Below are 9,895 nucleotides of genomic sequence, written 5' to 3'. Positions count from 1 at the left end.
CCAAAAAAGCGTAGAATATTTTCTACATATTATTTATGCCTGTCTAATTAATTCGGTCGAACGATGAAAATAAAGTGCTGAAAAGAATCGGAAACGGCCAGAAAAGTTGATTACATAAAAAATTAACTGTAGAATATAATCCCCACTACGAGAAAGTTATTTCTCATCTTTTTATTTTTCCAAAAAAAAAGGACTACCCAAATATATGGGTAGCCGTTCCAATTGTATTTCTGGGTTGAAATATTTGTGTAGATGCCAAACATCTATTTTTTATTAGACCAATTTTGTATTTAAAAATATCTAGGCGTTAACATTCTGGCGTTTTTTCTATTGAAGAAATAACCGATGGAAATCTCATGCGTACCGCTGCTATATCCCTGCAGGGGGCCGATAGAAAAATCGTAGGCATAGCCTATCCTCAGATTCTGGGTCGGGAAGAGCTGGATGGCCGCAACTGCGGAATTCAGGTTGCTCAGATCTTTCTGGAGATAGGATTTGCTGTAAAGCTTTACCCCGGTACGGTAGGATCCTCCGATCCAGAACTTTTCCGCAAGGATAAAGAAGGCATTCAGGTCAAGGCTTGTCGGCCCGCCCCGATCGTCCTTCAGCAGAAAGGAAGGCTTCAGCAGAATATCCCTAGAAAGGGGAACGAGCATTCCCGCCGTAAGGTAATAATGGGGCTTTGGCTGGGCAATAAAGGCATACCGATCGATGTCGATATACTGGGAAACCAGGTTATCGGCTGAAAAGCCGGCATAAAAACGGTCGTTTGAAAAATAAACGCCTGCCCTCGCATCGGGAACAATGGTGCTCTGCATACCCACCGGCTGGTTTACCTCGAAGTCGTTCGGGTTGAGCAAGGCGCCATCAATACCAAGCTGAACGATTCCAACGCCCAGACCAAAGGCCAGCCTAGAGGTTCCGTCGGCATTCACCGGGATGCGGTAGGCATAGTTTGCATATGCAGAGAGGTTGCGCTGTGCACCGAGTTTATCGCTGGAGACCTGTAGCGCAAGCCCCACGTTTCCATCGTTCGCAATGGCATCAACGGCTACCGACATGGTTTTCGGCGCACCTTCAATCCCGGTCCACTGTGTACGGTAAAATGCATGTACGTTTAACTGTTCCTTGTAACCCGCATAGGCCGGATTGATGTAGATGCCGTTAAACATATACTGGCTAAACTGCGCATCCTGCTGGGCGTGAGCCAAACGGGCAATTAATTGAAATAAGATTAATAGGGTTAATATTCTTTTCATATTATTTCTTAAACGCTCTTATTAAGGTGACGTAACCTTTAAAAACCTGCCAGCTGGATGATGTATTTTCTTTAACTCTTAGTACATAGAAATAGGTGCCCTCATTTAAGCCTTCGCCTGTCCAGTTGTTTTGGTAGTTGCTAGATTTGTAAACTTCATTACCCCATCTGTTAACGATAACCAGATTGTTCTCGGCAAAAAAGTTTAAACCTCTTATTTCAAAAGCATCATTGCCTCCATCACCATTTGGTGTAAATAAATTTGGAATAAATAAATCTGCACCTGAAGTAGAAATTTTAGTAAAATAAGCACCATTAGCAAGCATATCAGTTACAAGCATTATGTTGTTTCTGGTATGCACTCCAATTGAAGGGTTAGTACTTGAGAAAATGTCCCATTTCGAATTCCCTAAATATTGGCTTATCGTTGCTGAAGCATCTTTAAATCTGGAGCCATTTGTATTTTGATTGTGCTGTAATGTAATATTCGTTTGAACTGGAATTGATGAATATATGTTCCAAGTTCTATCTATTCCCTGAGCTGTTGTTATACCCTGAGTATTTGAAGCAGAATAGTTTTGAACGCTCACAAATATTTTACTTGCAGATTGAGGTACAATCGTTGCAGGCGTATAATCGCCTTCTGCAATACCTACCGGAAAAACAAAAGGTGCACTGTTAGAAAAATCTTTCACCATGTGCCCTACGATACTATTTCCGGTAATGATCATTCTCGATACATTATAGTTACTGATTTTGCCCGCAGCATTAAAAGCTAGGTTATGGCCATTTAAAATAATATTAGCTCCATTGATTGCCAGATCTAGTGTTCCGCTTATATTTAAGCTTGCCGCCTGAATACTTCCCGGGTTTGTAGTTCCATAACCAGGATCATTAAGATCAGCCAAAATTATGTTTTCTGAATTCCGATGCTCAATTATTAGATTTATAAAATCACTGTTGTTTCCATCAATTTTAGTAGCTCCAGATGCCATATCAACATAAAACGGGTTATCTCCAGGATTATAAATGATAATTTTTCCACTCCCGCTAAAAGTTGCACCAGGTGCAATCCATATATTTTTACTGTAGATTTCTAATGTTCCATCAATTATCCAATTTGCATTCGGACCGAAATAAGTACCTTCCGAAAAGCGGGATTCAGTTGTACCCGCAACAATATTAACGGCCGAGTTATCAACGGTCATACTTCCTGCTCCAGTTTGGGCCTTTGCGTCTGTACTAAGAAGTAATCCGCCTAGCACATATATCAGAACAGCTACTATTACTTTAATATTAGTATATTTCATTTCATTTATAATATTAATTGCCTGATTTCATTCGGAGTACCGGATTTGCATAAGCGCAGTTTTTTAACGTGACTTTAACTGCGGCCCTGGAACTTTCACAATATCCAAGTGTAGTTTGGGTTGCATAATAGGTTGTTCCATCGACCAATAAAGTACTTGAAGGCAATTGTACAGTAGTTGTTGCATCAGCATACCATTTTATGTTTGTTCCCGATATCAGAATATTGGTAATTGAAAAATAAGGTGTGGCGCAAAGACTTTGATTTGCCTGCAGTACAGGCGGTGAACTAAGCGCGGTTATTGTTAATGTGGCAGCTGTACTGTTTGTTCCGCAAGCTGACGTTATTGTTAAATTATAGTTGTTTAAGCCATCAGCAAGGTCAACTCCGCCAACTGTTGGATTTTTAAGGTTTTTATTTGTGGCATTTATTCCGGGACCAGACCATAAGTAATTCGTGGCACCCGAAACATCTACATCCAGCTGTACGGATTGAGCCGCAGACCTGCATAGTGACAGTGCGTTTGCTGTTCCGTTTATACTGATAATGGGTGCCGCAGCTACGCCGATTTGAATGCTTTGAGTTATGATATTTCCGCAACCATCTTTAACTCTGAATATGTAAGTTTTATTTGTTAATCCTGTAAAAGTATTTCCCGATTGATAAGCTCCGAAAGTAGCGCCGTCATCAGTACTGAGTGCATACTCCAAAGTATTGCCGGGAGCAGGTGAATTGGATGTGGCCGCTATAGTTAACGTACCATTGGTAGCACCGGGACTACATACGAAACCGCCCGTGTTCGCCTGATCAACCTTCACAGCGTTTGCAGCACTATAAGTGATCGTCCGGGTATTGAATACCGTTGTTCCGCCTTTTACCCTGATGCCGAAAACATATGTACCATAAGATAAGCCAACAAATGGCTGACTTGATGTTGTATTGGTTAAATCCCGTAGAGCTCCTACATTTGAAGGACCGGATACAATTATTATCTCATAATTTGTAGCTAAGTCAACTAGAGTTGTATTTCCTGTAACTGTAAAACCGCCACAAACAGGAGTTGTTGTTAAACTACTTAATACCCCGGTATAACCCCGTGGTTTATAATCGAATGTTTGTATTCCGCAGGGGCCTGAAATTTCAAGTACATAATCGCCGGAAGGCCAGGTGTTGTTAGGATTGGCAGTTTGCGGAGGAAATGTAAACGTTCCGCTTACCGTAGAAGTATAAGAGTAGGTGTATTCGACAAATGACGGAACGGTTGTAGATACAACTTTAAGTGTGTAAACATCTCCGATATTGTTAAATCCCGACACATATACAAGGAAATTCGATGCATCATATACTGTAGTAGAGCGTGTTAGTGTGTTCAGAGAATAGTTTGCAGATGTTACAGGGATAGTTATAGAGGTACGATTTGTTAATCCTGTAGTCCTTCCTAGGGCATCAACATAAGTAATGCTATAGGTTGCTCCTGGAACAAATCCTTCAGGTGCCGATACAAAACTATTCATTGTATAGTTTATGGTCGGATGGCCCGGACTTGTAAAAACAAAATTCACAGGATAGCATGCAGGACCATACAATGTAGCACCCGACCCGTCCCTTATACTAACCACACCATTTGTTCCGCAGACGCTTGAAGTGATTGAGATGTTAAGTGTTGCAGGCGGTGAATACCTTTGCGGATTTCCGCATTTATCATATAATACCAAAACTGGATTACCCGCAAGTGCTGTCGCTTGATCTGTTATTCCTAAAGGAAGGTATGTTGCATATGTATTTAAATCAAAGTCGCCTCCGTTCAAATCCGGATTCCCGTCTCCATTGGTATCTTTACCATAGCTTAAACCATTGTATTCTAACCGCCATGAAAAGTTTGCTTTGTCAACGGCGTTAACCGCAAGCCCGTTACTAACATATGTAAATACGCCAAGTGCCCTAAAAAGAATTTTATCGCCGCACAAGCCGGGATTTACTTTTCCAATCGTAATCGCATTAGCTTTGATGTCGCTAAGCAGAGGGCCTGACTGACTGATTGAACTGGCAGAAGTAACTGTTGAGCCACAATTATCGGTTACACTTATCAAATAGGAATCTACAGGTAAAGCCGCAAAAGAAAAAGTTGATGCATTTGTAACAGCAGATGTTTGCAATGCAGTACCCGGGGCCGATTGTTTGGCTATACTGTATATATAACCTCCTTTGCCACCACTTACCGTAGTGGTCAGAACAGCAGAAGACGGAACGCATGGCACTGTTTTCGTAGGCGTTACAACAGTCATCGGTACATAACCGTTATTAACCGTTATTACGGCACTCGTGTAAACAGTACCTGCAGCATCTACTCTTCCTCTTAAAACATAGCTTCCGCTAACGAGGCTTGAAAATGTACTTGTATTAGTGTATAAGGTCGGATTACTGGCGTCCGGTGCCACCACAACACCATCTTTTAATAGCTGGTATTGAGGGCTTGGTCCCAAGCCTGTACTTGCAGCATTGATACTTCCGCCTGTTAAGCAGCCTGAAGTCGAAACTGTTCCTGTAATGGTTTGCGCCCGAGCAGAAATAAATCCTGCAAAAACGAAAGTAACCAACAGAAAAATGTAATAAGTATATTTTTGCTTCATTTATTTAGGATAACTTAATCAGCGTATTATTTTTAATATTTTTTTCAGTTTGCTGCCAAGTGCATCACAAATTGATAATGATTCGATATGCTTTGAATAAATTATCCTAAGCAATAGCCTTCAATTATTTTACTTTAAATACAATATTCATGAACGTTTTTTCCGAAACCACAGCTGCAGGCAATATTTTATAGGTTAAAATTCCGGCATCACTTAAGGTTATAGAGGTTGGATCAAAAACTGAATTATCAAAATAAGTGATGAAATACTCAAGTTCGGTTACTGCCTTAATAGGCAAAGTTGTTGACGTAGGGCTTTTTATTGCAGAACGAGTTGAACCGGCAATATTGCCTGTCATGCTGTATTGATAATTATAAATCGCATATAAATCAACAGTGAAAGTCCCTGAATTATAAGTGATGTTCGCCGGCAAGTTTGTGTTAACTGTGGGCATAACGGTTGAGGGCGCATAAAAAAACTGTGGTGTTGGTGTTACGGTAGCAATGGTTTTCAAAACGCCATTTGCATCGGCAACAACAATCCTGTCTGTAGTAACAGTACTTACATTTGAGTTAATGTCTCTGATTCTGGCATTACCCATCATTACATCCAGGTTTTCTGTAGGCTTTACAACATGCCTTCCGCCTAAGCCTACTTTACCGTCTTTCAAAACAGTTACCGCGTTAGATACAGGACCACCTAAAATATTATCATAGTTACCTACTTGAAACAGCGCATCTGACATGTTCCAGCCGGTAGGGCTTACAGATGTGTTAAATGCACTTCCTGAACCAATGGCAAATTCTGAGTTACCCGTTGCACGAGTAAACTTACCAAAAGAAGCTGATGCCGTGCCAATTGCTCTGGTATCGTATCCAAATGCAGCTGCAGCATCGCCTGTAGCCTGTGAAATTGAGCCAAAGGCCGTAGCATTAGGGCCTGATGCAATAGATTGATTACCAAAGGCTACTGCATTGGTTGATGATGCTTTAGATCCGTTTCCGAATGCAGTGGCAGCAATTCCGCTGGCTTCTGTATATGCCCCGAATACGGTGGATAAAAAGCCGCTGGCTTTGGTTAATTGACCGAAACTGGTTGCGCCTTGTGCAGAGGCAATTGTTTTTTCACCGAAAGCAGCCGTTTCCTGTGCGGACGCTTCATTTTGGTAGCCAAAAGACGTTCCGAAAATACCCGTCACAGTATTTGATGCCCCGAATGCTGCAGAACTGATTCCACTTACAGTATTTGAATCACCAAATGCTGCAGAACTATTACCCGACACTTCATTATAAGTTCCCGCACTAATTGAATTGTTGCCAATTACAGAACCAGTTTGGGTTACCCCTACTCTAACTGCCCCTAAAACATCAAGCTGAACGCCATCTATCGCTTTATCTTTTCCGAGAGATACTGTACCCATTTGGTAAACGTTATCGGTATTAGCGTTAGCTTTATTTGTTGTTCCCTGAATTTGCCACGGCTCAATGGCAATGCTGGCAGGCATTATTGTTTTTAAAATCCCATTAGCATCTGCTACAACAATATTTTCTGTACCTACGCCAGTCTGCAAACCTGCTATTGCAAGCGTATTTATAGCAGACGTAGTGATGGTTGTTGGTTTAACCAATGCGCCTCCTAATTGGATCATACTATTTGTTACCGTTATTCCGTTATTAGCCGTCGGCTCGAATAAATCAGTTACAAGTAATCTTGCTCCTCCGTCGGTTCCGGTTCCTAAAAGGTTTCCCGCATCTAAACTTACCAGGTTTGCAGTTTTTACATCTCCTGCTTCGTTGGTGTGTGTTATAACACCTGTTGTTGTATTTTGAATAAAGGTACTGGCCGGTGTATTTATTTTATAAGGATCGCCTGTTACACCTGTACCTGTAACGGTTGTATTTGTTCCGTTTGCGATTAAGCCTATCCCACCTTGTGCTCCCGCCGGACCTTGAGGACCTGTTGGCCCTATTGGACCCTGAGGACCAGGGGCACCGTCTCTACCATCCTGTCCGTTGTTCCCGTTATTTCCTGTACTCCCCGTCGGACCTGTATTGCCTTGAGGGCCTGTTTCTCCTTTTTCACCTTGAGGGCCTTGCGGACCTATGGGTCCTTGCGGTCCGGGTGCGCCTGGTGCACCTGCAGAACCTGCAGGTCCTGAGGGACCTGCAGGCCCGGTCAATCCACGCGGACCGGTAGGCCCTGTTGCTCCGGGTAAACCATTAGATCCGTTTATCCCATTTGTACCCGGCAAGCCTTGTAAACCAGGAGACCCGGTCGGCCCCACGTCGCCTTTTTCTCCTTGTATACCCTGAGCACCGGTGGCTCCGGCAGGCCCTGTATCACCTTTTTCTCCTTTTGCACCTTGAATGCCCTGAGCACCGGTTGCGCCGGTAGAACCTGGAAGACCAGCTGGCCCTACATCGCCTTTTTCTCCTTTTGCACCCGTATCTCCTTTTTCACCTTGCATGCCCTGAGCACCGGTTGCACCAGTAGAACCCGGAAGACCAGCCGGCCCTACATCGCCTTTTTCTCCTTTTGCACCTGCATCTCCTTTTTCGCCTTGTATACCCTGAGCACCGGTTGCACCGACAGCACCTGCCGGGCCTGTTAAACCTACAGGACCTCGTTCACCGATGGGCCCTGCAGGTCCTTGAGCGCCCGTTGCTCCAATTAAACCCTGATCTCCTTTTGGACCCGTTAATCCGACCGGACCCGCAGCTCCGGTTGCTCCTGTTAAACCAATTGGTCCTGCTGCACCCGTATCTCCTTTATCCCCCTTGTCGCCTTTTGAACTTTTCACCCATTTGGTACCGTCATTATAATATATGCCTGGTGTTACATCGCCGTCTGTTGCCGTATTGTAAACCATCATACCTGCAACATGTGCAGTTAAAGGAAACGCATTAGTTGTTGCTTTTAAGGCCACCCTTACGTGTAAAAAACCCTTATTAGCGCTTTCTAATTCTAATATTGCATCTTTATTCGGTAAATTATTACCGGTTACAGAACCATCCTTTACCTTTTGTTGAGAAAATGCAACGAGCATACATAAGCTTAGAACTAAGCATAGAAGTAAATGTTTTTTCATACTATTCTTGAATATTATAAGCTAGCACGAAATAAAGCAGGATGCCTTGAAATAAGGATATTGCGAGATGAGCGATAACTTATAGTGTATAATTTAAAGGCGCTTAATTTTTAAAAAACACCTTAGATGTTGATCCTAAGTCAAAAACCAATCCAAGAAGGAACATCGTCATACAAACGCAAATAGAATAGATCTGAGAACTCTCAATAAAAAAATTGGGGAAAATATTATTCTATTTGGGGAATTGATATTTATTATTGTGGAATTAAATCCACATGTCAAGGAGCCGTAAGCTCAAGAAAATAAAAACAGAAAAGATATTTGGGGAATTTGAGAATATGCGAATCTCAATACAGGGAAATTTGAGAAAATAAATCCTCAAAATACGAGGTGAAATTAAAAGCTAGTTACAACTTTGTTGAAACTAGCTATATATAACAGCTATAGTAAGCCGTATAATCCATGTGCATAAGAGCGTAAGGAAGCAGAAACAGACTTCATTTTTTCTGGAGATGGTCCTTTTACCTTATAAGCTTCTGGATGTAAATCTAATGTTTGATCGTTTTGAGCGTCTTGAGTGTTTTTGTTGGTTAGCGTCGCGTTTTCTTCTAAGTTTAAATTTAATGGGGCCATGTTCTAATAATTTTATACACTATAAACAGGATTGCAATAAATTAGTTTGTTAGAATTTGGTCAAATTGGAAATATTTTAAAATTATTTATGAAGTTTTCGAGCCTTCAAGTAAAAAATTAAGTCTACAGGTCTATCAGTTTGTAAAACCCTCGCCTTTTGATCAATTAACCAACCCCAGCTTTCGTCCTTCTTATTTTCTTCAATGGCGGTATCATCATCGTGCCCACCATTTAAAGATGGCCATAAACTGTTCAACCAAATTACCTGATCTTTAGAGATTTTTGGAAGCTCACGAATCGCAGGGTAGTTATCCTGATCAAAAATCGGCTGAATAATCACTTTCTTATTGGCTTTATAACTCGAAATAACGGCTAAGGCATTATCGTTTTTCATCCCAACCACAACCATTAAATAGGCATTTTCAGGAATATTGTTTTCTGCCTTCAATTGATCGTAAGGCATGTTATCGTTCACATTAACAATAGCCTGATCCATTGTTCCCGTCTGCTTTAATACTTTAAAAACCTGTGGCAAATAGGTGTTGCCCTTATCCACGTTGATGAGTATCTTGCCTTTTGCTGCTTCCATCATTTCTAAAAAAGTTGGAATTGGATTGGTGGTTACCCTGCCCAGGCCATTTTTCAACCTAAAGGTTTTGATCTGCTCGAAAGTATAATCAGAAACCTTTCCCTTTGCGTTTGTTGTTCTATCAATCGTATTATCATGCATTACAACCAACACACTATCTTTTGTAAGTTTTAAATCAAGCTCAACAATATCAATGCCTTTTTGGATACAGTTTAGCAAACCCCTTAAAGAATTCTCGGGTTCGTTTCGCCAATCGCCACGATGTGCAGCCACCAAAATTTCCTTGTTATTTTGATCAAAAAGTGAAGCAAGCTTTTGTTGTGGTGTTTGGGCCTTTGAAACAAATACAAAGCTTATAAGTGCAATAAATAAGGTAATGCTTTTCATG

General features: G+C 41.5%; 6 protein-coding genes. All 6 read right to left on the bottom strand.

Features of this window, described 5'->3' with window-relative positions; all coding sequences use genetic code 11:
- Positions 1–290: 290 nt before the first annotated feature.
- Entirely contained in the window at positions 291–1,259 is a 969-nt protein-coding gene (locus DF947_RS16630) for a PorP/SprF family type IX secretion system membrane protein (protein ID WP_109931182.1), read from the bottom strand.
- A 1-nt stretch (position 1,260) separates the two neighbouring features.
- The gene (locus tag DF947_RS16625; RefSeq protein WP_109931181.1) at positions 1,261–2,568 is read right to left on the bottom strand and encodes a gliding motility-associated C-terminal domain-containing protein; all 1,308 of its coding nucleotides are present in this window, start codon (positions 2,566–2,568) and stop codon (positions 1,261–1,263) included.
- Positions 2,569–2,581: 13 nt separating this feature from the next.
- Positions 2,582–5,197, bottom strand: coding sequence for a hypothetical protein (locus DF947_RS16620; protein WP_109931180.1), 2,616 nt, complete (start codon positions 5,195–5,197; stop codon positions 2,582–2,584).
- 124 nt (positions 5,198–5,321) lie between these two features.
- Positions 5,322–8,285 carry a hypothetical protein gene (locus DF947_RS16615; protein ID WP_109931179.1) on the bottom strand — a complete coding sequence of 988 codons (2,964 nt, stop codon included), beginning with the start codon at positions 8,283–8,285 and terminating at the stop codon, positions 5,322–5,324.
- Positions 8,286–8,726: 441 nt separating this feature from the next.
- On the bottom strand, positions 8,727–8,918 hold the full coding sequence (locus tag DF947_RS16610) for a hypothetical protein (protein WP_109931178.1): 192 nt from the start codon (positions 8,916–8,918) through the stop codon (positions 8,727–8,729).
- 82 nt (positions 8,919–9,000) lie between these two features.
- A complete protein-coding gene (locus tag DF947_RS16605) occupies positions 9,001–9,894 on the bottom strand; it encodes a glycerophosphodiester phosphodiesterase family protein (protein ID WP_109931177.1) in 894 nt (297 codons plus the stop codon).
- Between the last annotated feature and the right edge of the window lies 1 nt (position 9,895).

This window comes from Pedobacter paludis (genome assembly GCF_003173575.1).
GTDB classification, from domain to species: Bacteria; Bacteroidota; Bacteroidia; order Sphingobacteriales; family Sphingobacteriaceae; genus Pedobacter; species Pedobacter paludis.
The sequence above is the reverse complement of the archived record's forward strand: the minus strand, read 5'-3'. Positions and strand labels throughout refer to the sequence as shown.

What these genes read in the sequence shown, in the direction of transcription:
- DF947_RS16610 (WP_109931178.1), bottom strand. Translation starts at nt 8,918, where the DNA reads ATGGCCCCATTAAATTTAAACTTAGAAGAAAACGCGACGCTAACCAAC.
- DF947_RS16620 (WP_109931180.1), bottom strand. Translation starts at nt 5,197, where the DNA reads ATGAAGCAAAAATATACTTATTACATTTTTCTGTTGGTTACTTTCGTT.
- DF947_RS16605 (WP_109931177.1), bottom strand. Translation starts at nt 9,894, where the DNA reads ATGAAAAGCATTACCTTATTTATTGCACTTATAAGCTTTGTATTTGTT.
- DF947_RS16630 (WP_109931182.1), bottom strand. Translation starts at nt 1,259, where the DNA reads ATGAAAAGAATATTAACCCTATTAATCTTATTTCAATTAATTGCCCGT.
- DF947_RS16615 (WP_109931179.1), bottom strand. Translation starts at nt 8,285, where the DNA reads ATGAAAAAACATTTACTTCTATGCTTAGTTCTAAGCTTATGTATGCTC.
- DF947_RS16625 (WP_109931181.1), bottom strand. Translation starts at nt 2,568, where the DNA reads ATGAAATATACTAATATTAAAGTAATAGTAGCTGTTCTGATATATGTG.